The sequence below is a fragment of the Paenibacillus sp. J2R1T-4 genome (assembly GCF_059692235.1).
Map to the genome: position 1 here is coordinate 113,308 of NZ_JCAUBA010000016.1, position 25,986 is coordinate 139,293.

Annotated in this window: 23 protein-coding genes and 2 riboswitches; of the genes, 9 read left to right on the top strand and 14 right to left on the bottom strand. The window is 47.2% G+C overall.

Going from position 1 to position 25,986, the window contains the following annotated elements:
• Nucleotides 1-20: 20 nt before the first annotated feature.
• Entirely contained in the window at nt 21-389 is a 369-nt protein-coding gene (locus AC58QD_RS23460) for a helix-turn-helix domain-containing protein (protein WP_497337436.1), read from the bottom strand.
• Nucleotides 390-539: 150 nt separating this feature from the next.
• Here AC58QD_RS23460 and AC58QD_RS23465 point away from each other — a divergent pair, with 150 nt between their 5' ends.
• Together AC58QD_RS23465 and AC58QD_RS23470 are read left to right on the top strand one after the other, a co-directional pair.
• Nucleotides 540-701 (top strand): hypothetical protein, encoded by a 162-nt coding sequence (locus AC58QD_RS23465; RefSeq protein WP_497337437.1) that lies wholly within the window; start codon nt 540-542, stop codon nt 699-701.
• Nucleotides 702-733: 32 nt separating this feature from the next.
• Complete coding sequence (locus AC58QD_RS23470) at nt 734-1,393, top strand: hypothetical protein (protein WP_497337438.1); 660 nt, start codon at nt 734-736, stop codon at nt 1,391-1,393.
• Nucleotides 1,394-1,459: 66 nt separating this feature from the next.
• Here AC58QD_RS23470 and AC58QD_RS23475 read toward each other — a convergent pair whose 3' ends face one another.
• From AC58QD_RS23475 to AC58QD_RS23495, 5 genes are read right to left on the bottom strand one after another with little or no spacing between them, the layout of a single operon-like run.
• Complete coding sequence (locus AC58QD_RS23475; RefSeq protein ID WP_497337439.1) at nt 1,460-1,759, bottom strand: hypothetical protein; 300 nt, start codon at nt 1,757-1,759, stop codon at nt 1,460-1,462.
• 54 nt (nt 1,760-1,813) lie between these two features.
• On the bottom strand, nt 1,814-2,476 hold the full coding sequence (gene tenA, locus AC58QD_RS23480) for a thiaminase II (protein WP_497337440.1): 663 nt from the start codon (nt 2,474-2,476) through the stop codon (nt 1,814-1,816).
• 29 nt (nt 2,477-2,505) lie between these two features.
• Nucleotides 2,506-3,309, bottom strand: coding sequence for an energy-coupling factor transporter transmembrane component T family protein (locus tag AC58QD_RS23485; RefSeq protein ID WP_497337441.1), 804 nt, complete (start codon nt 3,307-3,309; stop codon nt 2,506-2,508).
• The gene (locus AC58QD_RS23490; protein WP_497337442.1) at nt 3,300-4,745 is read right to left on the bottom strand and encodes an ABC transporter ATP-binding protein; all 1,446 of its coding nucleotides are present in this window, start codon (nt 4,743-4,745) and stop codon (nt 3,300-3,302) included. The genes AC58QD_RS23485 and AC58QD_RS23490 overlap by 10 nt, the downstream gene beginning before the upstream one ends.
• 53 nt (nt 4,746-4,798) lie before the next feature.
• Complete coding sequence (locus AC58QD_RS23495) at nt 4,799-5,383, bottom strand: ECF transporter S component (RefSeq protein WP_497337443.1); 585 nt, start codon at nt 5,381-5,383, stop codon at nt 4,799-4,801.
• A gap of 94 nt (nt 5,384-5,477) precedes the next feature.
• Nucleotides 5,478-5,584: riboswitch (TPP riboswitch) on the bottom strand.
• Between the two features lie 115 nt (nt 5,585-5,699).
• Nucleotides 5,700-5,807: riboswitch (cyclic di-GMP riboswitch) on the top strand.
• A gap of 67 nt (nt 5,808-5,874) precedes the next feature.
• On the opposite strand from AC58QD_RS23495, the gene AC58QD_RS23500 reads away from it, so the two are divergent.
• The 3 genes from AC58QD_RS23500 (at nt 5,875) to AC58QD_RS23510 (ending at nt 8,525) form a co-directional block, all read left to right on the top strand.
• Nucleotides 5,875-6,123, top strand: coding sequence for a hypothetical protein (locus tag AC58QD_RS23500; protein ID WP_497337444.1), 249 nt, complete (start codon nt 5,875-5,877; stop codon nt 6,121-6,123).
• A gap of 123 nt (nt 6,124-6,246) precedes the next feature.
• Nucleotides 6,247-7,035 carry an archaetidylserine decarboxylase gene (gene asd, locus AC58QD_RS23505; protein WP_497337446.1) on the top strand — a complete coding sequence of 263 codons (789 nt, stop codon included), beginning with the start codon at nt 6,247-6,249 and terminating at the stop codon, nt 7,033-7,035.
• 167 nt (nt 7,036-7,202) lie between these two features.
• On the top strand, nt 7,203-8,525 hold the full coding sequence (locus AC58QD_RS23510; RefSeq protein WP_497337447.1) for a mannosyltransferase family protein: 1,323 nt from the start codon (nt 7,203-7,205) through the stop codon (nt 8,523-8,525).
• Between the two features lie 71 nt (nt 8,526-8,596).
• Here AC58QD_RS23510 and AC58QD_RS23515 read toward each other — a convergent pair whose 3' ends face one another.
• Nucleotides 8,597-9,076 (bottom strand): NUDIX hydrolase, encoded by a 480-nt coding sequence (locus AC58QD_RS23515; RefSeq protein ID WP_497337448.1) that lies wholly within the window; start codon nt 9,074-9,076, stop codon nt 8,597-8,599.
• A gap of 244 nt (nt 9,077-9,320) precedes the next feature.
• On the opposite strand from AC58QD_RS23515, the gene AC58QD_RS23520 reads away from it, so the two are divergent.
• Nucleotides 9,321-10,631, top strand: a complete 1,311-nt coding sequence (locus AC58QD_RS23520; RefSeq protein WP_497337449.1) for an aminotransferase class I/II-fold pyridoxal phosphate-dependent enzyme — start codon at nt 9,321-9,323, stop codon at nt 10,629-10,631.
• Nucleotides 10,632-10,738: 107 nt separating this feature from the next.
• Here AC58QD_RS23520 and AC58QD_RS23525 read toward each other — a convergent pair whose 3' ends face one another.
• Complete coding sequence (locus AC58QD_RS23525; protein WP_497337450.1) at nt 10,739-13,825, bottom strand: phospholipid carrier-dependent glycosyltransferase; 3,087 nt, start codon at nt 13,823-13,825, stop codon at nt 10,739-10,741.
• Between the two features lie 240 nt (nt 13,826-14,065).
• Between AC58QD_RS23525 and AC58QD_RS23530 the strand changes: the two genes are divergently transcribed.
• Together AC58QD_RS23530 and AC58QD_RS23535 are read left to right on the top strand one after the other, a co-directional pair.
• Nucleotides 14,066-14,983, top strand: coding sequence for a prenyltransferase (locus AC58QD_RS23530; RefSeq protein ID WP_497337451.1), 918 nt, complete (start codon nt 14,066-14,068; stop codon nt 14,981-14,983).
• 25 nt (nt 14,984-15,008) lie between these two features.
• Nucleotides 15,009-15,773, top strand: a complete 765-nt coding sequence (locus AC58QD_RS23535) for a DUF6081 family protein (protein ID WP_497337452.1) — start codon at nt 15,009-15,011, stop codon at nt 15,771-15,773.
• Between the two features lie 96 nt (nt 15,774-15,869).
• Here the strand turns inward: AC58QD_RS23535 and AC58QD_RS23540 are convergent, their stop codons facing one another.
• The gene (locus AC58QD_RS23540; protein WP_497337453.1) at nt 15,870-17,174 is read right to left on the bottom strand and encodes an S-layer homology domain-containing protein; all 1,305 of its coding nucleotides are present in this window, start codon (nt 17,172-17,174) and stop codon (nt 15,870-15,872) included.
• 209 nt (nt 17,175-17,383) lie between these two features.
• Here AC58QD_RS23540 and AC58QD_RS23545 point away from each other — a divergent pair, with 209 nt between their 5' ends.
• Nucleotides 17,384-19,060, top strand: a complete 1,677-nt coding sequence (locus tag AC58QD_RS23545; protein WP_497337454.1) for an FAD-dependent oxidoreductase — start codon at nt 17,384-17,386, stop codon at nt 19,058-19,060.
• 68 nt (nt 19,061-19,128) lie between these two features.
• On the opposite strand, the gene AC58QD_RS23550 is transcribed toward AC58QD_RS23545, so the two are convergent.
• The 5 genes from AC58QD_RS23550 to AC58QD_RS23570 form a co-directional block, all read right to left on the bottom strand.
• Entirely contained in the window at nt 19,129-20,550 is a 1,422-nt protein-coding gene (locus tag AC58QD_RS23550; RefSeq protein WP_497337455.1) for an extracellular solute-binding protein, read from the bottom strand.
• Nucleotides 20,551-20,709: 159 nt separating this feature from the next.
• Nucleotides 20,710-21,909, bottom strand: a complete 1,200-nt coding sequence (locus AC58QD_RS23555; RefSeq protein WP_497337456.1) for a DegT/DnrJ/EryC1/StrS family aminotransferase — start codon at nt 21,907-21,909, stop codon at nt 20,710-20,712.
• 356 nt (nt 21,910-22,265) lie between these two features.
• The gene (locus AC58QD_RS23560) at nt 22,266-23,255 is read right to left on the bottom strand and encodes an ROK family protein (protein ID WP_497337457.1); all 990 of its coding nucleotides are present in this window, start codon (nt 23,253-23,255) and stop codon (nt 22,266-22,268) included.
• Between the two features lie 648 nt (nt 23,256-23,903).
• Entirely contained in the window at nt 23,904-24,689 is a 786-nt protein-coding gene (locus tag AC58QD_RS23565) for a DeoR/GlpR family DNA-binding transcription regulator (RefSeq protein ID WP_497337458.1), read from the bottom strand.
• A gap of 54 nt (nt 24,690-24,743) precedes the next feature.
• The gene (locus AC58QD_RS23570; RefSeq protein ID WP_497337459.1) at nt 24,744-25,808 is read right to left on the bottom strand and encodes an SIS domain-containing protein; all 1,065 of its coding nucleotides are present in this window, start codon (nt 25,806-25,808) and stop codon (nt 24,744-24,746) included.
• Between the last annotated feature and the right edge of the window lie 178 nt (nt 25,809-25,986).

Below are 25,986 nucleotides of genomic sequence, written 5' to 3' on the forward strand. Positions count from 1 at the left end.
TAGAACTGAAACTTTTCCCCTTATCGCTTCATCTTCGAGCTGCCGCTGTCGTACTTCTCACGCTTTTCCTTCAGCAATCGGAACATCTCCAGACTATCCTTCAGATGACGCGCCTCATCTGCTGTTAATTCTTCCATCTCACCATCGATGTATACCATAGGCTTGGCATAGGGCTCGTCCGATATTGGCTTAATCTCACCAAGCACTAGCCAGTCCAGCGATACATCGTATAACTGACAAATCTTCATTAACGTATCATTATCCGGCTGAGACTTATCGTTCTCATATTTGGAGATCGTTGTAAAATTCAATCCAAGGAGTTTGGACACCTCATGTTGGGTCAACCTTTTGCTGTTTCTAGCTCGTTTCAAGCGGGCACCGAACGTCATGATAGTCTCACCTCTGCCCCTCAGTATAAAACATTTGAAATTTCTTCAAAATAATGTTGCCGATTATTCTATTGTTGGTTTATAATTTGAAGTATATGCTAGGATTATATGGGAATTATTGATAGTTTCCATCAAAAAAGGAGAGTTGAGATGTTATTAATGACTGTGAACGACCCTATGTTCAAATGGTTTCTATTGTTGGGTGCTGTTACGTTTACCCTGTGCATTGTGCTTGAAATCCGTTATCGCCGCAAGCAAAAGCAGCAAGCACTTCTGCCCGAACAACAGCAACATGATCGGCATGAGCCTTAATTGCTTTAGCACAACCTTGCAGGAGGAGTGACATGCAGCAGCACTACAACAATGATAGTCAGGCGCAGCAGTACGAACAATTCTATGATCAGAATAATCCTAACAGGCGAGGAGAACTATTAGACCTAGAGGAAGCGATGCGAACAGCTCTTCATTCGAGGGATGTTCTAGAAATCACCAGCGGATCCCGTTATTGGACACAACGTGCCACACCTGCAGTGAACCGCATTACAGCAATCGAGATCTCAAGCAGCATGCAGCATTCTGCTCTTTCTGCCTCTCTTCTGACGGATTCTACGGTTTCAGACAAGGGTGACACTTATGAGTGGAGCAAAGTTCCAGGAATTTTTAATGCGGGTATGGCGAACTTCTGGCTCTCCCAAATTCCAATACAACATATTCCGAGCTTTCTGAATCAGTTTCACACGAGAATTGGTCATGGCGCAGTCGTTTTTATTTCAGACAATGTGTATTCCCAACATACTGGAGGCGAATTGATACAACATCCTGGGGGGCAGAGCTCCTATAAGTTTCGAACCTTATGCAGCGGCACCAAATTCGAAATGTTAACTGATTATTATTTGGAAGACCAATTGTTGTTATATTTCGGACCCTATACACAGGAGCTTCGGATCCATGTAGGCGACTCCATCTGGTGGCTTACTTACACGGCTCATTCGTGTCATACATAGGCGTGACAACAACAAACAAGGGCGGCTCCAGTCATAAAAGACCATCTTACTGGTCTTTATGCCTGGTTAGCCGCCCTTCCTATATTCTCTCAACAAACCTAACAATAATCGGTACAATCCATACAAACCAACATAGGCGGAAGCCCACAGAAACAAGTTGTTGTGAAGTACTTTATGGACATCTGTCGTAAATACTGTATCATTCGAAACCGACTGTTGTACTGCGAAAGCAATTGTGATTGAGACAACAAATGCACAGATAATCACCAATAGATCTAACACTCTCTTGATTTTGATGGACACCCACTGAAGTACGATGAAAAGAAGCGGAACTGTAAGAGTGCCTATCGCGATTAGGACCTTCATGTCTATCACCTCATCACAAGCATAGACAGAAAGTCCGTTCTTAATACAGCCTTGCTATACAGACCACTTTTCTTGACGGTACGCCATCTCCCAGAAGTGGTATTCATACTTGCTGCTAATTACAAAATGCTGATTCATTCGTGCCCGTTCATTCGGATGAACTTGCTCCGCGATCATGTCTAGACGATCGATCTGCTCCTGAACCGTTTCTCTGAATCGCTCCGAACCATATGTTCCAATCCATTCTCGATAAATAGGTTCCTCGGGCTCTGCCCCTTTAAGACGATCGCCAATCTCCAGATACAGCCAGTAGCACGGCAGCATAACCGCAACAATATCGCCAATGTGGCCGGTATACGCGGCACGCAGCAAGTGGGATGTATAAGCGTATGCGGTAGGAGAAGGGATGAAGGATTGTTTCTCTTCCGGCGTAATGTTCAACAATCGAGAGAATTTCTCATGCATAGCCAATTCCGTTGTGTAAGTCCCCTGAATATGAGCTGCCATTCGTCCAGATGTATGCAGATCATGAGCTTTCGCGGCTCCCAATCCCTGAACCTGGGCGAATACGGATAAGTAATAGGAGTCATTCAGAATGTAATAACGAAAGCAATCGAGCGGAAGAGTTCCGTCCGCAATTCCCAATACGAAGGGATGACGGAAGCTAGCCTCCCAGCTGTCTTTTGAAGCAAGCCTTATTTGATCTGTAAATTTCATTAAGTGTCAAGTCCTCTCTTCGAACGGCATTATCCGTTATAACGTACATCTGTAATGGGAACAAAAGGGTGCTGCCATCCAAGCCGGATCGCTGCTGCCCCTAACAGAAGCCAGTAAAGCACGAATGCTAGATCTGCGAATGAGAAGCCAATCCGATAATAATAGGTGCGTTCTCTTGACTGCGTGAATCGCTTGGCCTCCATGGCGATAGCAATCCGTTGTGCCCGCCGAATACTTTGTGCAAGCATAGGCACTGCGTATGCCTTGATCGTCGCGTACGGAGCCCTCCAGCTGCTGTGAGGCGGCACACCGCGAACAATCAGGGCATGGCGCAGAGTCTGGAACTCTTCCGCCATCATGGGCAGCAGTCTCAGGGCAGCCATGAAGCTATACGCATATCTGGGAGGTAGCCTGAGCTGCTGCATAAGCGAATAAAACAAGGAGACGGGCTTGGTCGTTAAAGCGAATAACAGACCGATCAGGGCAAAATGAAGAGATTTGAACCCGATATGCAAGCCTCGGTAAAAACTCTCCTCCGATATACGGATCAGCCCCCACTGGAACCATGTATTGTCGCCCAGTCCATAAAACATCATTGAAGACATCGAAGACACCACCAAAATGGCAGTTGGGATACTGAACAGCAGCAGCCTTCGCCAGGATTGTCCCGTATACCCGATAAACAGCAGCAAGGGAACGACCGCACCATACATCAATACATTCAGATTATGCTGCATCAATACAAACAAGAAGATAACTACAGCGACGAACAGCTTCAAAGAAGGATTAACACGATGCAGCCAGGTTTCGCGGTTGGTCCATTTTATATGCATAGGACAGGACCTCCTGCTTCTTGTTCATTATACTGCTCGTTATAAGCTTCAACCTTCATATCTTGAGCAAGACGGCCTTCACGGATGGTCCAGACCCTTGTGGAAAAATTCGTTACAATATAAGGATCGTGGGTAACCATGAGAATCGTTGTCCCACCTTGACGATGCCGCTCCAATTTCTCCAGAATGGCGAACGTATTACGTGCATCCTGACCGAATGTCGGCTCGTCCAATAGCAGCGCACGATGATGCTTAACAGCAGCGGCCGCAACACTGAGTCTTCTCTTCTGCCCCATAGATAGCTGATAAGGGTGATTATTCTTCCGTCCAGTCAGCTCGAACTCTTCAAGCGACTGCTCCACATACCGCTCAATATCCTGCTGATCCATAGAAGCCATCTGAAGGGTATATGCAATCTCAGCTTGCACCGAGTTCGTGACGAACTGGTATTCCGGATTCTGGAACACTAGCGCAAGTTCACGAGCCGGGCTGTCTGAGCGGCGTGTAACGGGCTGTCCGAGCAAAGTGTAATGACCAGTCGTGCGCAGCAGCTGCAGCAGCGCTAATAACATCGTGCTCTTCCCCGCTCCGTTCGCCCCGATGATAGAGATCCACTCGCCAGCATGCACTTGCACGTCTTGTACGAACAGCTTTTCCCGCTTACCGCGCAGAACGGTCCAATTGCTGAGCGTCAGCAATTCATGCTCGGGAGAAGCCGATTCAACCTTCTTGCCCTCCATTAGCTGTCGGTAACGTTCGCCCTGAAGGTAATCCTTCCATATACCAGGAATCCAGATTCCTTCTGCAGTTAATCGATTCCTCATCTCGGAGAAGACATCTTGTGTTGGGCCATCCGCAACTATTGTCGCTTGAGCATCCAGCACGACGACCCTGTCTACGAATTCGGCTATCTCATCAATTTTATGTTCGACGATAATCAAAGTCTTCCCGATCGTTGCTTCCTTCAGCGTATCCCACACCTGCTTCGTGCCGACATCATCGAGCAAAGCCGTCGGTTCATCCACGAACCATACTTCTGGCTCCAATGCCAACACACAAGCGATCGCCAACCTCTGCTTCATTCCCTGGGACAGCTCTTGGATCGGGGTATGAATGGATTCCAGACTCAATCCGACTCGAGATAGAAGCTCTGCAATCCTGGATGCCATCTTCTCTCGCGGCACTTGCAGATTTTCCAAGACAAAAGCTAGCTCTTCGTCCACATAAGGCATACAAAATTGGGTATCAGGATCTTGAAATACAAAACCCCACGACTGCGGAATCAGTTGCCGTTCACTCTTGATGGGCATCTCAACTGAATTCGGAATAATTCCTGTCAACACCTGGAGTAACGTTGATTTCCCGCAGCCGCTAGGACCAAGAAGCAATACTTTCTCCCCGCAACGGACGGACAAATCGAGATCACGGAATAACAATGATTGCCCTCCAGGAAAAGCAAGTCTCAGCTTCGCGACTGCCGCGGCTTCACTCATGGCCGGTTAAGCAGATCATAATCCGCTTTGCTTGGCGGGCGAACCAGATTCGTCACACCTGTTGCTTCCAATGCTTTTACTAAGTAGTAGGCGAATACACCACATATGATGACCGAACCTATCATACGAGAACCCAGAAGAATCGTTACATTCCAGAGCGATAGATCGTCAATATAATTGTAGTACAAATCCATCAGCAGAGATCCGACCGATGCTCCCACACCAGCTAACGAAGCAACAGCAAGCGAATGTTTCTTATACCGAAAAGCAGCAAATACAAGTTCTGCGAAAAGTCCTTGCAGAATTCCTGCCATAAAAACGGACACGCCCCACTCCGAACCCGTTACGAATTCACCGGATGCAGCAGCAAGCTCAGCAATAAGTGCAACACCAGGCTTCCGAATAATAAGAAATGCTACAGTTGCCGCCATGAACCACATCGGGTAGATGAGCTGATCCAACTGGAACCCCCACGGCTTCACAGCATAGTACAGAGGGGACCACAATTTGTACACAATCGCGAATACAACCGCAATGACCACCGTGACCAGAATATCAGTCAGCTTCAAAGATTTGAACATGAACTCTCACTCCTTCTTCTTCCATTAGATTATTGGGGTGGAACACAAAAAATCCACCCTCGCAGAGGGTGGATGACTATTCGATATTCATTCGAATGAGTACGTCCCACTTCCCTACGCTGGTACAAACCAGATCAGGTTCAAAGGGTCTAGGATGCAAGCATCCAGTCTCAGCCTTATCAGGCTCCCCTAGTGACACATTTATCTTAACATGCATTTCCATTTTGTCAATTACAACACTTTGCATTCGTCCTAATTGTCAATTAGTGACAAATTGACTTTTCATATGGTACTATAATTCTAACGTTTCGTGAATATTGATAAATGGCAAAACCGGCCGAAAGGCGGTGACGCAAATCCACGGATCTACAGGGCAGAAGGTCGTCTACTCGACACCTTGCTCCACGATAGCCGGGCTGCTCATAGGCGTCAGTCGTTGCCCCCGGCAGCGATTGTATTTATGATCATGCCTGTTTGTGAGGAGCGACTTGATGGAAGAATTAACTCGTTTAAAACGATTGATGTTATTGGTAACCAAGGATCTTATATCCAATTGCCGTTACTGTGTAGAAGTGTTCCCCGATCCCGATGACAAAACACCTATCCAGTGCATCAAGTACGCAGGCTGCTCCACTCCTATCAGCATTAACGCTGCAACCTGCCTCTCCTGTCAAGAATACAAAAAGACGGAACGTCTGTTTCAGTTACAGCTCGATTCCAATCCAGATACGGAACACTAATCATTCAAGCGGCCCAGTCAAGGTCGCTTTTCATGTTGCTATCTATTGATTTAGACTGCTTTCTGTGTCAATATTAGGCTGACGCAGTTTACCGATTACGAAAGAGTCAGGTGACCCCTTTTCATGAATCGACCCTTTTTCCGATTGTTAACTGAGCTTTCCTCACGAAAATGGATCTCCAGTATTACGGGTGCTTTTGCACAATCGAGTGCAAGCCGCGTCTTCATCCCCCGCTTCGCCAAACTATATGGTATTCGAACAGAAGATGCGGAAAAAGCAGTACATGAATACAGATCGCTTAATGAATTTTTCACAAGGAAGCTTAAACCCGGGCTACGCCCGATTCACGAGCACCCCGATTCACTTGTCAGCCCTGTTGATGCACTTATTACGGGGATGGGACGTATTGATTCTGGCCAATTGCTTAACGTGAAAGGGCAGGACTATACCATTGATGAGCTGCTCAATCGCTCTCCTCGTCAAGTCAATTATAAGAATGGCTATTACTTTGTGTTGTATTTGAGCCCGACCGACTATCACCGCATCCATTCTCCTGCAGCTGGAGTTATCGTGGAGAAGGAGCATGTCCCAGGCAAAGTGTATCCCGTCAACGATTTCGGTCTGACGCAGATGAAGCGTGTACTTAGCCGCAATGAACGTTTAATTACCTATATCGAGCATGAGTATGGCGAGTTAGCGGTGGTAAAAGTAGGCGCTATGAATGTGAGCAGTATCCGATATACCGAAGACCTGACGGATCAGCTAGAACGTGGAGGCGACTTGGCCTACTTCGAGTTCGGATCAACAGTAGTGCTCTTGACAGAGTCAGGTATTATGACTCCTCGCCAGGACCTGCAGGTCGGTTCCAAGGTTAGTATGGGCGAAGAGCTCGGAACGTTACACGTCAAATAAGCTCGAGTATTCCTGATGGCGCTTTTTGGAATGTACAAATAGCGAACGGTGCCCCTTACTCTATAAGGCTGGCACCTTTTTTTTCAAGTGAAACTTTTCCAGTATAATCAACGTCTTATAACGGGTGAACTCATCCAATACATATATAGAAAAAGGGTCAAACAAACATGGAATTATTGCCTGTACTCGTGAAAATATCAGCTATACTCATCGTTATTGTCAGTTTTGTCTTCCTATTGGGCAAAGCGGCAGGAGAATTAGGAATGTACGGCCGAATTGTGAAATCGGGAAGTTGGCTCAGTAAGCTTGTTTACAAGCAGCATCCAGTAACGGCATTTCAACCGCTTAGTCCGCTGCACATATGGAAACGAATCGCCGGCCTGTTCATTGTTACCCGGTTACTCATAATCGGCGCCTCTGTCAGCTATGCAGCTGCTACAGCGTCGGGCGAAGATATCCTTTGGATTCTGGGCGGGTGGTGGTTCGAATATGATTCCTACCACTACATCAATATTGCAATGAACGGTTATCAATCGACCGGACAAGATCAGAACCTCATTGTGTTTTATCCTCTTTATCCTTTTCTGATTAAACTGTTTCACTTCATCATTCCGAGTTATTATCTGGCTGCTATTGCAGTTTCTAACCTGTTCCTATTAATCGGGTTGTATTACTTGGTTCGGTTGGTGGAGTTGGAGTGGAGGGATTCAGAGCTAGCTTCGTCTACTGCCAAATATTTCTTGCTGTTCCCGTTCTCGTTCTTCTTCAGCATCATCTATACGGAATCCGTCTTTGTAACACTCTGCATTCTGAGCTTCTACTCCATGCGCAAGTCTCGATGGCTATTGGCCGGGGCATTCGGCATGCTGGCGGCGTTAACAAGAAACCAGGGTGTGCTGTTGGCAATTCCTATCGTAATAGAGATGGCCGTGCAGCAGAATTGGATAGCCTTATTAAAGGAAGGACGCATTCGTATTTGGCTGCGCGGTCTGTTCCCGGGCCTTATCGGTGCAATCCTTCCTGCGGTCGGTATTTTCATCTATTTGCTGATTAATAAGATCGTCAGCGGGGATTGGTTCCGATTCCTGTTTCATCAAGAAGACCATTGGGGACAGACTTTCGGCTTTTTTGCTGAGAATCTGGCGGAGCATATGCGCAGAGCCCTTACCTACAACAAGCCCCTGTTCAACGTCGGGGTATACTTACCGCAAATCATCCTGTTCTTCATATCGTTCGGGCTGTTGATCTATATGACTAACAAAATAAGACTCTCTTATGCCCTTTATTCCTTCTCCTACCTGATTATTTCATACTCAGCTAGCGCCCTACTGAGCGGAGCCCGTTACGTGAGCGGGATGTTTACGATTTATTTGTTCCTGGCGTATTTGTTCCACAAAGCCAATTCGAACCAACGCTCGTATATCGATTGGATCCTGTTGTTCTTCGTTTTGTTCTTCACCATCGTGTTCGGTTTGAACCATGTTTTCTGAATAAGAGCAGCCCCCGACATCAAGCAGTCGGGGGCTGTTCATTATAACCATATAGCGTTTGGTGTCTGGAATTACGAGTTCTTATAAGCTCTCCCCGTCACCAAATGGGTGATGCTCGGGACCTCTTGCTCTAACATGGCGAAGATCCCTTCCGGATAGACGGGCCGTTTCTTCAACTGAGATAACGAACGCCATACCAGCTTGACGGAGGAATGCTCCTTATGCCATAGCGGCTCTGGAATATCATTGGTCACAAGGAGCTCACAGCGGTGAATCAAAGTAACTTGATGATGCTCTTTGCCGTAATATTGGAAAAAATGCTCGTTCACAACCAACAATGCGCCTACCACAACCTCCAGGTCATACTCCTCCATAAATTCACGGATAATCGCTTCAGAAGCTGTCTCGCCATATTCCACAGTACCCCCTGCAAACCGATAGAACGATTCATCCTCGTCGCATTGTACAAGCACTTCCCGTTCTCCTGCCCGATCATGTGTCGATTGCCCCTGTCGGATCATTATGCCCGCCGCTCTAAGTTTCGGATTCATAGTAGCAAGCTCCTTTCGGACTAAAAGGACGAGTTCTCTCCTAGTCGAGTATTCCTATTCCTCTATTGTACATTACCATCGCACGGAAAGAAATTCTTGTTTGTTCCCTATAATGATCTGTATTGGTAAGTTTAATGCCTTCTATACCTTACAAGCTGCCTGTGCTTAGTGGTGACGCCTCCCATTACTAATGGTATAATAACGACTGAAGTCGATTGAAACCTACTGGAGGATGTTTAAAATAATGAACCCACTTGTGAAACAATTGAACCAGACGATTCAACAAGAAAACACACATGTATTTGACATGCTGTCCGGGCTTGGCAAAGCGATTTACTTTCCCAAAGAAGGCATCTTAAGTCAATCCGCTGAAGCTAAGGTAAAAGCAAAAGCTTACAACGCTACCATCGGAATCGCTCTCGAGGACGGCCAACCTATGCACCTCAAGGCTATTCAAGATACACTCAGCGCCTATGCACCCAAAGATTTGTACGAATACGCCCCTCCCGCTGGGAAGCCTGAGCTCCGCAAGGCATGGCGCGATAAGATGATCGTGGAGAACCCTTCCGTGCAAGGCAAAGGATTCGGCAATCCAGTCGTTACGAATGCCCTTACTCATGGCCTCAGCATTGTAGCGGACTTGTTCGCGGATGTGGGCGATGCTGTTATATTCCCTGATAAGAACTGGGAGAACTACGAACTGACCTTCGGCGTACGCCGAGGCGCTGAAATCGTTAACTTCCCTCTATATAATGACCAGAATACATTCAATGCTGATGCGCTTCGCGAAGCCATTCTTGCTCAAAGCAGCAAAGGCAAAGCGATTGTCATCCTCAATTTCCCGAACAACCCGACCGGCTACACACCTACTCCTGCTGAGGGCAAAGAAATCGTTGCTGCCTTGTTAGCCGGTGCTGAAGCGGGTATTAACATCGTAGCTGTTACAGACGACGCATACTTCAGTCTGTTCTTCGAAGATTCCGTGACCGAGTCCCTCTTCGGCCAACTGGCTAACCTTCATCCGCGTATACTCCCGATCAAGGTCGACGGAGCTACTAAGGAAGAGTATGTGTGGGGCTTCCGTGTTGGTTTCATCACATACGCAGCAGAAAGTGAATCCCTGCTTAGCGCATTGGAGCAAAAAACGACCGGCATTATCCGCGCGACGATATCCAGCGGACCTCACCCGTCCCAGACCTTCGTGCTGCGCGCGCTTCAGTCCCCTGACTTCGACCAGCAAAAGCTCGAGAAGTTCAATATTATGAAGGACCGTGCCAACCGTGTGAAGCAACTGCTCGACAGCGGCAAATTCGAAGGTGCATGGACGTACTATCCCTTCAACTCGGGCTACTTCATGTGTCTGAAGCTGAGCACAGTTGATGCCGAAACACTGCGTGTTCACTTGCTGAATGAGTACGGCATCGGCACCATCGCTCTTGGTGCTACTGACTTGCGCGTAGCCTTCTCTTGTATCGAGGCCGAACACCTGGAAGATCTATTCAACCTGATTCATAAGGGTGTACTTGATCTGGAGCAGCAGGCGGCGAGCAAGTAATATTATTGAAAAATCACAAGGACCTGACCGGAAATTAATCGGTCAGGTCCTTGGCGTTTAAGCTGAGTTACAGCAAAATTCATGCCTTTTTCTTCGCACGAGATCTATTAGAATATCCAACTCTGAAACCATCGCAACCCGTAGTTCACGAAATTCTTGTCCACGATCAAACCGGACATGACCGGATAGAACAAGGCGAACAGCACTCCAGCTACAATCAAGTATGCTGTACTTACTTCATGGCCGTATTTGAACCTTTCGCTGATCGTTCTCAACGAGTACACAAGGAACAATATAAGAAACGGCACCATCGGAAAGTAATGATACAGAAACGTTAACCGCGGTACAAGTGTCCAAGGCAAGTAAAGCGATACATAGGCCACCACTGGAACCAACATGATCCATGCGCTCTTCTTCCTGAACATGCTGTATATTGTGTATCCGAATGCAGCGATACCAGCCCACCATATTAGCGGATTCCCCAGCGCTACAATGCTTGCGACTTTGCCTGCCGGAAGCTGCGGCCCGGAATAATACCAGACAGGCTTCACCATGACAGGCCACTGCCACCAAGGAGAGGCAAAGGAATGGGTGGCTACCAGCTTGCTGTGATAGTCATACATGAACTTCTGGAATTTCACTACATCCTGCAGCCCATGCCCAGGGCCTGGCACCATAAGAAACGGAATATAGGACAACACATAAACCAGGATTGGAATAACAGTGAAGAACAAGCCTGTGTACACTATGGTCTTAATCGTATAAAGCGGATATTGCTTCACTATACGTTCGGCCGATGCGGCGCTATTCTCGACTTCACTAGATGCAACAATGTCGCTGCCGCCGGCAGCAATGATTCGAACCGCTCTCCTGTACTGCAGATGTCTAACAGCCAAACAATAAGCAAAAATGCCAGCCAAGCCCACTCCTCCATACATCGCACTCCATTTGGTGGCAGCCGCCATTCCGAAACACAGACCGGATAGGAATAGAGGAAGTAACGATTGGGCCAATCCTTTCTTGTAAACATCTATGCGGCTATATCGATGCATGTAATAGAACGTCAGCATAACAAAGAAAACCAAGTAAACATCAACCGTCGAGATTCTAGTCTGGACAAAATGCATAAAATCAAAAGCCATCAGCAAAGCGGCCCACGTAGCGTACACCGTACGCTGAAATAATCGAAATGCGAATATATACATGAGCGGAATCATCATGACCCCGAATATAGTTCCAATCACGCGCCATCCAAATGGATCCATGCCGAATACAAGTACACCTAACGCAATAAGATCTTTTCCAAGAGGCGGATGCGTCGTCTCGTATGGCTCGATCAAATGGATATGCTCATATGCAGTTCGTCCATGATAGATTTCGTCGAAATACATGCTATTCATGAAAGATGGTGTATAAGGCACAAGATCCTGCTCATCCACGAGCCGCTCAGCATGGCCTTGCAGTGCACCTCCTGTTACTCCAGGCAGTATGGAATGAATCTGAGCAGGCTTTTCTTCTCCTTTTACAAACACACCAAGCTCATGCAAGCGAATATTCGAGCTGTCCGAAGTAACTTTGATAAATCGACTATCCGGTATTTCCGTTAAAGTATTCCACGTGAACACACTTGTATATTGAGCTTCTGTTACGTTCAACGGCGTCCATTGCTTAGAGTCCGTAGAAGCTTCCATCTTGAACTTGCCGCCGCCTACACCCGTATACATGTTTATTTTCTGCAGAGGGAACGTCGAGCCCAGATCCAGTATGACACTATCATCCATAACTGGCTTCCAATACGTCTCGGGTGCCTTATAATCTCCAAGCTTATAGAACGCTACTAAGGCATAGATCAGAGTAATCACACCAATGATGATCCAATCTCTTCTGCTGAGACTCGCCTCGATTACCGGCTTCTGTACTTCTAGGCTTTCAGGCAGACGATCCATGATACGTTCATGCGATCCTGGGGCCGTTTCTACATTTCCAACAACTGGCCGCTCCAATCTATTCATCACCACAATCATATACAGGATAAGCAATAAGTTCGCCGCCGAGGTTATGAGAAGAACCTTATCGAATCGCGCCAAGTGATAGATCTCCTGGATGTTATAAGAGAACACATAAGCCACATTAATAAAGTGTGTGATACTAAGTCCTATATAAAGGTAGAGCAGCCTTCGATCTTGTAATTTAATATAGCTGAACAGTGTAAGCAGTAGGGCCGGGAACAAGTATCTTTCATGCATTTTGGCCGTAAATACGAATACCAGGGTTATGATCGCAACGCTTATTATGATAAATACCCACGAATGCTGTCTGTATCTAGCAAACAAGTACACACTATAGGCTACCGTAGCGAGAATAAACAGAACACCCCACACCTGATAGGAAAATAGCAACCGTGTGGAAACCGCCAACCAATTACCGCCTGTCAGGGCAATCACGTTAAATGCATTCAATGATGCATAGGGGTAGGAGGCCAGCGTCTTACTATACAGCTCAATAATCCAGAACCAATCTTTGCCTGTTCCAAAAGGAAGAATAAGCGCAACAAATGTAGCCAACCCGTAAAAGGCACTCCATGCAAAAGTTTTCCAACTGCGATTCCTGTACAGAGCAAATAATAAGACTGGTGTAAAAATAAGCGTCTGCGGTTTGATTAATAGAGCCAGTGCAAATACAATAGCGGCATAAGGGAGCTTGCCCCGGATAGCTAGTAGAACAAACACAACGACAAACAAGGTGAAGATAGAATCTACCTGACCCCACATAGCGGAATTCACGAAGATTGCGGGATTCAAGGCATAAGCAGCCATTAGACTGGCAGCCACAGTTAAATTCCATCGTTTGGCCGCAGCCCAGTAGATTAGAAAAGATGCGATGAGATCGGCTAAGATCGCAGGCAATTTGACCAGGAGCAGGAATCCGCTTCCCGAGTGATCCAGATTTAACCAAAGTCGGATTTTACCTATTAGAAAAAGTACATATATGTAGCCTGGAGGATAATCAGCAAAGATCGCCCCGGAATAAAACTTAGTAAGTCCATGTTCTGCTGCATAAATAGCCCATGCTTTGAATGTATTCATATCCGTCGGATGTCCCACGATCGAAACCGCCAGCCCCATTCTTATGAGCAAAGCCGCGAACAGCAATGCCCAAATGAGTAATGGAATCCGCCGTAACAACTTCATCATACTTCGCATACCCCCACTGTAAAATTCCTATCCTTAAATAGTTCCCCAAATGTTCAGCACATTCCTTCTTCTGGTTATGAACATCATATGGATACACGCTATGCTATAGTTATCCAATACACGGAGGAGCTAGAAGGTTTTATATATTTACAAGAATCCAGCACGGGCATATAATGGCATGGACCGATTCTTATTCGTCAAATTATACATTTATGCCAGGATGAAAGGAAGTAAGCCAATATGGGGAGACTAAGCGTGTTCAGGCGTGCTTCCAGATTTCAAGTAATTCCAGTCATGATTATTCCGGTAGCAATCGGATCAGTTGGCGCATACGCTTGGGATGATCAATTCAACTGGCTATTGTTTATACTTACATTGATTGGGGCAGGTGCCGCTCACTTGTTCTCCAATATGATTAATGATCTTTGGGATTTTCGCAGCGGAGTTGATATTGCCGCTCGAGAAACGGCTACTACGATCTCTACCAATTCAGGATTTCTGGCGAGCGGGACGATCTCGGAGCAGAAGTTCGCTGCTATGACGTGGGGCTTGTTCGGGGTCGCTGCAATATCCGGTGTAATCCTTGCCTGGACAAGCGGGTATCAGGTTCTACTTTTTGCAGGATTAGGCGGATTGATCGCTTACTATTATGTGGCTCCGCCGATTCGATTCGGTTACCTAGGCAAAGGGTACAGTGAGTTCGCGATTCTAATCGCCTTCGGTGTGCTTCCAGTTATGGGCAGCTATTATGTGCAGACATCGGCAATCGACATTCGTCCTTTTCTCGCATCATTGCCTATAGGACTGCTGACTACGCTCATCCTGTTCAACCATCATTTCCTGCACTGGGAATCAGACAAGGCTACCGGTAAGAACACATTGGTTGTAGTATGGGGAGAGCGCAAAGCTATTCAATTCTCCAAGCTGCTGCTAGTGTTAGCCTACGTTTCTTTAATCGTTGGAGTTGTGTTCCAAGCACTTCCTTATTATGCGTTAATCGCACTTCTCACTATGCTTCCCTTTCAAAAAGTTTATGGCTCCTTAAAGGACAAGAACAGCTCGCAAGCGTATCTGCCGCTTATGGGCGCTTCACTTAAAGCTGCGGTTCGCTGCGGTCTCATCATTACCATATGTTTGTTAATACAAGGTGTTTTATAAAAATACAGGTTGGAGGCGACGCTGGATGGACTCACAAACAAAAGCTGAGACAAGCAATGATGCGGTTAAAACAACTGTGCTCGGGGATTTCCACACCATTCTGTCTGAAGGGGAAGTTTGGAAATTCGGCGGATTTCCGCTGCAAGACGGATCGTTCTGGAAGTACAAAGAACCGGATGCTGTAGTCATCGTTCGCAATGGGATTCTGTATGTTCGAGCCCCGCTCAGCCGCAAGCATGACCATGTGCAAATATTAGACAATGCCAAGCATATGTATTACTCGGCACAGCCTGTTGACGTTCCCGAATCCGGAGAGATCAGCTTCGAGTTGAATATTCGTGCCCGCAGTCAGAACACGGCTCCCAATGATTTGTATGACGGTTACGTTTCGTTTAATTTGCTGGATTTCACGACGGGTGCTGCCCTTGATTTCTTCGTAGGTAATGACACTTACGCTACCGTCTACGGTGTTCTTCCGTTCCCAGGCGTAAAAGTTCCTGAGACGGACAAGACCCGGTACTTTTGCATTTTCAAAGAGAATCAGGAGTTCGAAGCAAGAGAGTTCAACAACTACCGGATCTCCTATAATCGCAGTACTGATGAAATCGTCTTCTACCTCAATGGTAAGGAGGTTCGCAGGGAGCAAGGCGTGCCGATCAAGTTAAATACATTTACTGTAGCGCTTGGGATTATGACGGAGAAAGATTTGTCTCCACAAGGAAGTGTCTCTGTTCACGGCCAGACTGTTATCGGAGAATGGTCTCCTGTGAGGATTGTGGTGAAGGAGTAGGCTATATTCTGGCAATTAACGAAAAGCGGGGAGAGGCCGACTTTCTCACGAAAATAAGCGCCCCGCTTCGTAAGGAGCGGGGCGCTTTCTTTTTGATTATTGTTGTGGAGCAGGCTTAGCTACGATGACAGTAACAATCGGCGTAGGAGTTGTGCTTCCAGCAACGACCCGGTTGACACCTCTCACTTGTACGTCACGATTAACCAAAGGAACAAGATCGACGGGGTTACCTTCGATTCTGTAGCCCGGATCAACGGCAAATTCTCTGTACGGACCTTCAGATCCATAAACGTTTGCTACTACGCTGATTTTGGTGATAGCAGTTCTTGCTGCATTATATTCCACATTTAATAGTTTGCCATCAACCGTGAAATTCGTTTCAACCGGTGCAGTTGTTCCGGATTTGGTGATGTCCACGTAGAATGCGATATTCGTATTGGCTGCCAGCTTCACGGTTACTTCATCTCCTGGTGTCACTTCAGCCGGCTGCACTCTCAAGCCGTTACTGAAAACCCACGTATCCGCATCCAGTTGCACTGGCGTAGTCGTACCGTCTTTCTTGGTGATGATCAGGACATTGCCGTTTACTGAAGAAATGGTACCTTTAACGGCATCCTTCTCGAAGTCAGGAGTTTGCTGATCCGCGCGGTCAACCAAAGCCGCCATTTGCGCGCGTGTTACTGGAATATTCGGACGGAACGTATTGTTCTCGAAACCGTCGATCAAGCCTTTTTCTACTGCAACCGCTACATAGCCTACGGAACCGGCAGGAATTTCTTTGGCGTCCTTGAACTGGAGCTGCGTGTTCATTTTCGCTTTTGCTTCGGCGTCAAGCTTAAGCGCTTTTACAAGCAGCGTTGTAGCCCACAGACGGTCAGCCGGTTTATCAGGCTGCACACTCGTCTCGGATTCACCGAACAGATCGTTTTCCAATGCCACAGCCACATAGCCTACAGCCCATGAAGGAATTTTATCCGCATCTTTGAAGTTCAGTTTAGTGCTCTTTTCCACTTCCGATTCCGCTTGCGCTTCAAGGCCCAGCAGACGTACCGCTGCCGTGATCGCTTCTACTCGGGAGATCGTATTTCTAGGTTTGAAAGAGCCATCCTCATAGCCTTGGAAGATGCGTTTTGCCGATAAGCTGGCAATATTCTTGATCGCCCACTCGACATCGCCGCCTACCATATCGTTGAAGTTGATGACGATGTTGATATTCCCGTTGTTTACGAATTTGTTACCGCCCTTGTCTTTGCCATTATTGTTGCCGTTCCAGCTTTTCTCATAACGGTCGTTGTCGTTCCCTCTGCCTTTGTCATTGTCGGCGAATACTGCGGTCGAACCCCCAACTACCATTGCTAAAGTCAATCCTGTAACGACTGCTTGCTTGAACACTTTTTTCATAAAAGTTCTCCCTCTCTTTTGTCCATAATAGTAGATTTCGAGATTTCAATTCTTTTCTAGTCCTGTTGCTTATTCGTCCGTGAACCTTCGCGCGGTGTTCCCGGTTACGATACAAAGGTTCGACCTGCTAAAAACAATTGAGGGGGTGGGAACAACATGATAGACTAGAATAGCACATAGGAACTAGATCAAGAAGGAGCTACCCGTACATGTCTACTAGAAAAACAATTGTGAAAAACCCTGTATTTTGGCTTATTGCAATTGCCATTATCATCATTATTGGAGTAACCGCTTTCTTCCTTAGCCCTACTAAGGATACGAATTCCTTATCATCTGAAGAACAAACAGGACAAAAGACCCAAATTTCACCAACGGAAGACAAGTTATCCACTTCCGTTCCAAAAAGTAGCAGCACGCCTGCCCCAACCTCTACCCCGTCGCCGACTCCTGCACCGATAGTGGAAAAAGCAGATATTGTGATAATTGGAAGCGAGATGGAGGGCATGTATTTGGCCCGAGCGGCAGCTGATGAAGGATTAAAGGTTATGATACTCGATCCCATGCAAGAAACAGGCGGTCAATTAATTGCCGCGGAGATGTTATTCCTGGATGAGACGAAAGATGAACAGGGCCGTTCGCTCGTTCAGGGACGAATGAAACAATTGTTCGACGGGTTCAAAAACGGTAAGATTCGCAAAAAAGATGAATATGTCCAGTATTTTCAGAAATTAACCAAAGACATTCCAATCGAGTCCGGTATCACGTTGAACAGCGTGAATGCCTTGCCAGGCAAGCTGACCCAGCATGCGGTTCAATCCATCTCGTATACAACGCGAGAAAAGCAGCACAAAGTCGTTGAAGCCCAATATTGGGTCGAGAACACCGATAACGCCGCTATGACTAGCAAGCTCAAAGTGAAACGTTTGCCTGGACTTGAAGCTTTTTACGGCAAAGATAGCATCGAATATATGAGTGCAGGCTTTATGATGAAGTTCAAAGGGGTAGATTGGAGTAAATTCAATACACACTTTAACTCCCTAAGCGCGGCTGACAGAAGTAAGGTGTATGGCGGAGGTTACGTTAACGAGAGCTTTGCCATCGGTTTGACCGGCATTACGAACGGGCACAAGCCGACCCACGACCGCATCTTCTTACGCGGCTTGAACGCGGTCAATCAGAGAGACGGCGAGGTGCTTATCAATGCCCTGCTCCTCTATACCATTGATCCGTCCGATCCCAAATCGGTAGCTGAAGGGCTCGAGATGGGCAAGAAAGAAATGCCTCTTATCCTTGATCATTTCCGCAAAACGATGGTCGGTTGGGAGAAAGCGGAATTGAACGGCTTCCCGAATTACTTGTACATTCGCGAATATGACCATTATGAGACCGATTATGTACTGAAGCCTTCCGATATGTTAGGCGCTAACACGTTCTGGGACAATGTAAGTATTGCGGGATATCCGCTTGATCTGCAGGGCATCAGCATCAGCAAATGGGGCATCGAGATGGGACGTCCCGACAAATATGGGATGCCGCTCCGCAGCTTCCTGCTTCGAGATTACGATAATGTCATCATGGCAGGTAAAAATGTAGGTTCCTCCGCAATCGCATACGGAAGTGCACGGATCCAACCTAATACTGGACTTGCTGCAGAATCGATAGGTGTCATTCTTGGTCAGATCCAAGGAAAGAAGAAACTTCGCGAGGTCAAAGAAGAGGATATGAAAACTCTGCATGCCTACTTGGAGAGCAAATATCAGATCAAGTTGACTGGCTTCAAAGGGAATAATAAAATCGCAGGCTGGACCAAAGATGAGATTGCCAAGCTAGATACGGGCGAGATTGTGTATCCTGCATACATACAGACTCGCAAAGCACCAAAGTAATGCCAAAAAGCCTTCAAACTCACGCAGGGTGGTTTGAAGGCTTTTTTCTATACGCTAAGATCTGTATCTCAAGTTTGAGAAAACAATAAATTAATTCGTCTGCAAGCGGATTCAGGGGTTTCCATATTCGCCCACAGCACATGAAGCTCACTATGCAGAATCCCTACTTGCTCGGCAGAAAGATTGAGCCCCTGCAGGGAGTTCGCATACGGCATCATTTCAACAAACGAATTGTAATGCATAGGATGAATTGCCGGATTCAGCAGCTCGTCGTCCTCAGCAATAGTACGCTGTACCGGGATGGTGCAGCCGTTACGTTTGAGCAATGACTGCGCTTCTTCTCCGATCATAAATTCGAGTAAGCTTTGCGCTACTTTAATTTTGTCGCTTGATTTATTAATACCGAGCGCTCCTCCGAGCAAGATCGTCCCTCGGTCTGAATTCCCTGGCAGCGGAAGCACATCCCATTGGACATCAGAGCCACGGAACTCGTTCATGAAATAATAAGTGGACATAATCATTGCAACCCGTGATCGCCTAAATAAGTTCTCCGCCAAGTAGCTGCTCGCGTGTGAGTAGATAGGTGAGATCTGATGCTTGTACATCAAATCCAGACAAAATTGCAACGATTCCACATTGCGCTTGTCAGCAAATACAGCCTCTTGACCGTTCTCCGAAATAAATCGGCCCCCGTTCTGCAATATAAAAGCAGGCCAACGATTCGGTGAGGAAGAGAAACAGAAGCCGTACTGCTCCATCATTCCATCATCACCTGCTTCGGATGTCGTTTGCTTGGCAACGCGAACCAGATCGTTCCAATCCCGAATCGTGTTGTTATCCACATTGTGAATGCCCGCCTTGGCGAGGGCTTCTTTGTTATAACAAATCACAACAGGTGAGAAATGTACCGGTACAGCTAACAATTGCTCCTGATGTCTGAACATATCGAATACAACCGGGTAGCTATCTTTCTCGGCATCAATTCCCACTGGGTCATACGGTTCTAGTAAATTCAATTTGTCCATTTTTACGAAATCGCGGAAATGCGCATCCGACACAAAGCAGATATCAGGACCTGATCCCTCTTCCATCATCTCGGTTACACGTTGAACGTAGTATTCACTAGGAAGAATGATTAACTCAACGCGCACGTAAGGGTGTATTTCCTCATAACGTTTAATAATCATCCGTACTATATCGGTCTCATAGGAACCCGAAAACCACGTTAGCTTAAGTGTTTGACGAGGAATTTCTTTCTCAGGCAGCTTGATTCGATTGCCTTTACCTGCAATCTTCTCTATAAGCCCTTCCTCAACCAATAGCGCTAAAACCTTTCGGACTGAAACCCTGCTGATCTTATATTTCTCGCTAAGCGTATTTTCGGGCAGAATAAACTCTCCCGGCTTAATAGAACCGCTTAATATTTCATTTCTTAATTCTGTTAGAAAGGTATTATACCGTTCCTGAAATAAATTCCTTCTTCTTAACAAGGTTAGTCCGCCCCAATATAAGTACTTTCTTCCTATATTACCTTACATGAAGCTGTTTTGTAAAATAGGCTCTAGCGAATATTCTCGAACGCCAATCAACCCTATCCGTGTATCTGGATAGGGTTTGATTTGTGCTAGAGATTGTGTCTGAGCTAAAGATCAATAGGAAGTCAATACTTTACGAATTGCTTTAGCAATATCGTTCATGTCGGACTCATCGCCGAGCAGCATATTCTGATGCAGCCACAATACTTCTTTATCACATAGACGTTCACTGATCGGACAGCTGTAAATGCGCTCCTCGCCCGTCCATTTCTTCGTTTCGTAAATGACCGCTTTATTCTGATTCAAGGACACATAACCAGAAGAGGCCGGAATTCCTTCGGCGACCAACTTCTTGATCACGTCATTCTTATCGATACGGTCCGCCAAAGCAGCCTCAAGCTTAAACATATACAGATGGTAAGCGTGACGAGTAACGGCTGGGTCGCGTCGTAGAACTTGAACGCCGTCAATCCCGCTCAGCAGTTCAGTCAACACCTTGGCATTCCTTTCGCGTGCAGCCATCTGCTCTTCAAGTCGAGTCATCTGGGCGACCAGGATTGCTGCTTGAAACTCTGTCATCCGCAGGTTCCAACCGATATGCTCATGCTGGTACCAGCCGCCGTTACGAATCCGGCCCACGTTGGCTAACGACCAGGCCATATCCGCCAATGCTTCGTCATTCGTAAGAATCATACCGCCTTCACCCGCGTTAATGTTCTTGCTGGACTGGAAGCTGAATGTTCCCAAATCGCCTTGTGCACCTACACCAGTACCGTTCCACTTAGCTCCAACAGCTTGTGCAGAATCCTCGATCAGACGCAGGTTGTGCTTGGCTGCAATCGCTTTGAGCTTGGTAAGATTCGCCGGCGCTCCACCGATGTGTACTGCAATGATTGCTTTGGTTTTTGATGTAATGGCCGCTTCAACCTTGTCCGGATCTAGCAATAAAGTATCCGCTTCTACATCGACGAAGACCGGTATTGCACCGAACAACAAGGCTGAGCTGGCTGTTGCAATAAAAGTATATGGAGGCATAATGACTTCATCGCCAGGTTGTACACCTGCTGCTTGCAAAGCAATGGTAATGGCTACGGTTCCGTTAACGATGGATACCGCGTATTTGGCATCATGTGCTGCAGCAAACTTCTCTTCTATTTCAGGCAGCATTACACGTCCGGTTCCGCCCCATTTACCTGAACGGACGACCTCAAGCAATAGCTGCTCTTCAAGCTCATCAAACACAGGCCAAGCGGGAAAAGGCTTTGTACGGATTGGTGTTCCGCCGTCAATCGCTAGTTTATCCAAAATCGTCATGGTAACACGCTCCTAAAACTTTATTAGTGGTATCATACTTGTATTATAATTGTAAACATGTGTTTTGACCACCCTAAACTTTTAGTTGATGGGTTTGGTGGGTCATTCTGTACTTAACGGGATAACCGGCGGTTGTTGTTGGCACACCAAATAGACCCCCTGCTAGAGGCGGTCTATTTATGCTTATATGCTGAGTTTTTTACCATTTTGGGCACAATATGACTGCGGTAGGCGTCATAACCAATCGGCTTGAATTATGGCTAATGGTTGAGAAACTGCTCTTACAGCCACGCACAATACCGACTACGTGTGCGTCATGAATGGCAAGTTCGGCAGTGTGACGAACCGTACGAACCTTAGGCGAGCTGTGCGAGGTTGCCTTGCGCACGGGCTTGCGCGTAGGCCGCGCTCCCGACGACGCCCGCGTCGTCATTCATCTCGGCCAAGCGGATCTCCATCCGATCAAGATACATCGGATGGACTTGTGCCTGCAAGCCGCGACGCAGCGGCGCCAGCAGGCGCTCTCCTGCATTGGCGGCGCCGCCGCCAATCACGATCACGTCGGGGCTCCACAGCGGAATCGCGTAGGAGAGCCCCTTGGCAAGCATGGCGCCGACGAAGTCCATGACGTCGGCGGCGAGCTTGTCCCCCGCGTCGTATGCGCGGGAGATGTCTGCGGCCGTGATGGCCGCGCGCTGCTCGGCGTCTGGGTACCAGTCGCCCAGCAGGCTCGGCTCTCCGGCCTCAATTCGCTCGCGCGCGATGCGGGCTATGCCCGTCGCTGACGCGATGGTCTCCAGGCAGCCGCTCATCCCGCAGCCGCAGGGGGAGCTCTCGCCCTCCATCACGATGTGGCCGATCTCGCCAGCCATGAAGCCGCCTCCATAATATTGGCGGCCATTGTTAATCATCGCGGCGGCAATACCTGTCCCGAGCGTTATGCCCATTATGTGGGCATAACCGCGTCCAGCACCGCGAACAGCTTCGCCATACGTATACATCTTCACGTCATTATCGATGAATACCGGAATACCGCTTAAGCGCTCACTTAGCTTGGCGCAGACCGGAACGTTATGCCACTTCAGGTTACCCGCGAATATCGCTATACCTTCTTCAGGATTAACGAACCCCGGATTCCCCATCCCCACAGCCTGGAGCTGCTCTCGACCAGCCCCCTCTTCCTGCAGCAGCGTATCAATCATATCCGCAATGTTGTTCAGAACATAGTCAACTCCGTTAGCAGCACCTGTAGGCCGCTTATTCTTCCGAAGTAGCTGCAAATCTTCACTCAGCAAACCACAAACAATATTAGTCCCACCAATGTCTACACCGATCACATAACGCATTGCAGGCACTCTCCTTTTTCCTCATAAACTCGAATGAAACCTCTCTAGACCTCCGCTAGGTGGATAGGGTGTCGCTAAATTAGTTGCGAGAAAGCAGCTAATCCCGGCACACTTCGTGAAACTAGTCCATTTAGGTGCATAATTGCAACTAATCACCCTAAAAAGCCCTAATTACCTTACTTCCAAGCCACTTAGTTGCTATTACGCACCTAAATGACAACCAATTAGGGAGTAGACCTCATTAATTGCTTTTCTGCAACTAAATCTAGCCTCCTCAAAGCAACTTTCCAATTCCAGCTAAGAAAGCTCAAAGCAACTCGCGCACTCCAAAAGTCTAATTACAAATTCTAATTAGTTGCTTCCCGGGCAGCTAATGCCTCGTTCTCGAAGAGCCATCTATATTAGTTACAGAAAAAGCAACTAATTGACTCCATTGCCCCAAATATCGAACAATCAAGCAAATTAATTGCTGTTAACACAACTAAATGGCCCCACTCGGCCCATCACACTCATTTAGTTGCTTCCCAAGCAACTAAATGGCCTTAATAAACCCAATATCGCGAGCTACGACGGTACTCGGTTTCACCACACGCACCAAAATCGAAAGAATTAGTGCTCTATCAAGCCACTAATTCTTCCGCATAATGCTCAATCCGCCACATGCACACGGATTCGCTGTCGCTCAAGCTCCTCCTGGAAGACGGGATCGAGCGGAGCATCCGTAATGCAAGCTTGTGCCGCCGATAGCGGAGCAATGGAGAACAACGAGACCCGCCCCACCTTCGTGCGATCGAAAACAGCAAAAGTCTGCTCGGATCGCTTGATTAGCATCTTGGCGATATGCGCTTCGGATTCCGAGTAAGTGGTCATCCCTTGCGATAAAGCTACTCCGTCAATCCCGAGAAACATTTTGCCGATATTCAAGCTCTCGATCACCTTCTCTGCCAGCGGTCCGCATAGCTCGAAACTCTTATGACGAAGAACCCCGCCGGCTACGACAACTTGAATATCATCGCTATCCGCCAGCTCCATCGCTATATTAATCGCGTTCGTAACGACCGTAATTCCCTTCATGCTCTTGATCGCACGGGCGATATGATACGTAGTTGTCCCTCCGGACAGTCCGATGATGTCGCCTTCATCTATCAATGAAGCGGCCTTGGCTGCAATTCGCTCTTTCTCCAACCACGACAATGACGTCTTCTCTTGGAATGAAACTTCGCGCGCCGGGTTGTGGCCATCGAATATCGCTCCGCCTATCGTACGAATAATCGACTCGGATTTCTCCAGCACATCCAGATCCCTTCGCGCCGTAGCCTCCGAGCATTGCAGCTGATCGACAATATCCTGGACCGAGATACGTCCATGTTGCTTGAGCATCATTACAATCGTTTCTCGTCGTTGATCTCCCTTGGAAAGCGATTGACCGCTCATTTCCATTCCTCCATTCGGCTCTTACTGCCTATTCCTTGCAGAGGGGTGCGCAACCTAGATTTTAACGACTTGTGTCAAGTTGCGCGGGTGGTCGGGATCCACATTGTTCTTAAGCGCCGTGTAGTATCCAATGTATTGCAAGACTGGTAAGTAAAGCACACTGCGCGCTTCGTCCGTTAATGAACGTCCGCCCACTTCGAACACAGCGTCTGCGAAATCAGTGTCGGAGCCCTTTTCTGCCGTTACGATCAACACCGTTGCCCCATACGCCTTCATTTCTTCGGCCACTTTTACTTCATAAGACCGCGCGGATTCGGATAAAAGAAGACAAACAAGCGTACCCGGCTCTACGATCGATTTCGGACCGTGTCTGAATTCCAATGTGCCAAAGCTCTCCGTCCATACGTAGGACATTTCTTTGATTTTCAAGCATGCTTCTTGGGCTAAGCCAAAGTATGCACCCATGCCGAGATATACGAACTTATTCAGATCATTCTCAGCCACAAATGGCTTTGCAAATGCATCCGCCGATTTCACAACCTCAGCATCAGCAGCCGTTACTTGAGCGATCTCAGCCCACAACTGATCTTGTCCAGAGGCTAAAGCGATCGCCGCTTGCATTTGAAGGGTCATACTGCTGAGTGATTTGGTCATTACAGTGCTTTTCTCTTTCCCTAGCGGGGATACAAGGCAATCCGAGATTTGCGCCAGCTTGCTGTCCTCATAACAGGTAATGCCGCAGGTTGTCCAGTTCTCAAGCGATTGGACCGACTCCAGCGCCAGGATGACTTCAGTGGATTCACCCGAGCGGGATACTCCAACCAACAAAGTTTTACGGTTCGTTACAGCAGCTGTGTCGCGGAATAAAAAGATCTCGGAGGAAGGTTGAGCGGAAGCGCTTCGACCTAACCATTTGCGGAATGTAGCGGCCATTGTCTGAGCTTGATAGTAGGAAGAGCCTGATCCGATAAAAATAACTTCTTCATATTCCGTGTTACCGATATAGCGGGATACCCAATCCTTTTGTGCAGATTCCAAATGATGTACGGCTGCTGCCAATGCTTCAGCTTGTGCGCCTATTTCTGGATAAGTTAAAATTCCGAATGGTTGAGATTGCATATTGAATCCACTCCTTCATCAGATATATTATGATCATTGCTTGCTTTTACCAGTATACTCTTCTTAATTGATTTATTCAATCATAATTTTGATTTATACAATCATTTTATTAATGGACAATTTATCGAGATTCAAATAGCTCCCATCCTATGTTACACTGTTAAGGTTGAAAAAAAGA